The sequence below is a fragment of the Rhodoferax sp. GT1R46 genome (assembly GCF_056521285.1).
In genome coordinates this window covers 1-1,052 of the sequence record NZ_JBWMBC010000020.1, presented here as the reverse complement: position 1 = coordinate 1,052, position 1,052 = coordinate 1, and the positions used below count along the sequence as shown (strand labels likewise).

The window sequence follows — 1,052 nt, the reverse complement described above, 5'->3', positions numbered from 1 at the left end:
AGGCTATGTCCTCATTAATTGTTGAAATTAAGCCCAACAATTTGTAGAGTGAAGCGATATCCAGCTTGGGAGGTTGCCATGAATGCCGAGACTTTTATTGGTTTACTGGAAGATGTACTGCTACTCAGCCTGGGCCAACGCGATCAACTCAGAAAGCGCCTTGATGAGCAGGACGGGCAGCAGCAAGTGACCGCTGTCATCGAGTCGCCAAGTTCGACACAAGTACGTTGTTGCCCACACTGCCGTGGCACCACCTTGCACCGGTACGGCCAGGTCAGTGGGTTGCAGCGTTACCGCTGCCAGACCTGCAAGCGTACCTTCAACGCCTTGACCGGAACATCGCTGGCACGGCTGCGTAAAAAGGAGAAATGGCTCGATTTCAGTGAGGCGCTGGTGCAGCCGCAAACGCTGCGCCAGGCAGCAGCCACACTGGGCGTGCATCGCAACACCACGCTGCGCTGGCGGCACCGCTTCCTGCGCAGTCTCAAAGAGGACCGTACTCCCAAGCTGCAAGGCATTACCGAAGCCGATGAAACTTACTTTCTTGAATCCAACAAGGGCTGTCGCCAGCTCAATCGCCCACCCCGCAGGCGCGGCGGCAAAGCCTGCAAGGCGGGACTATCGAACGAGCAGGTCTGCGTTTTGGTTGCCCGGGACCGTACCGGTCAGACCTTGGACTGGGTCATGGGACGCGGGCAGATGACCAAGGTGCAATTGGGTGCCGTCCTGCAGCCCGTCCTCGCGAGGGATGTGTTGCTGGTCAGCGATGGCAATCCGACCTACCACTACTTTGCCCAGGACGCCGATATCTCCCATGACGCCATCAACCTGAGCGCAGGCATCCGTGTCAAAGGCGCGGTCCATATCCAGAACGTCAACGCCTATCACAGCCGTCTCAAACAATGGGTCAATCGCTTTAACGGCGTTGCCACCCACTACCTAGACAATTACCTGGGCTGGTTTCGTTCCCTGGACAACCACCACGCCAACTCTCGGGAAGCCGTCCTGGCCATGGCTCTTGGGAAATTTCCACATTTAACTGTGACATAGCC

General features: G+C 57.1%; 1 protein-coding gene. It reads left to right on the top strand.

Annotation, left to right across the window (positions count from 1 at the left end):
* The first annotated feature begins 78 nt into the window (after positions 1 to 78).
* Positions 79 to 1,050 (top strand): IS1595 family transposase, encoded by a 972-nt coding sequence (locus AC097W_RS20860; protein WP_479604556.1) that lies wholly within the window; start codon positions 79 to 81, stop codon positions 1,048 to 1,050.
* Positions 1,051 to 1,052: the final 2 nt, after the last annotated feature.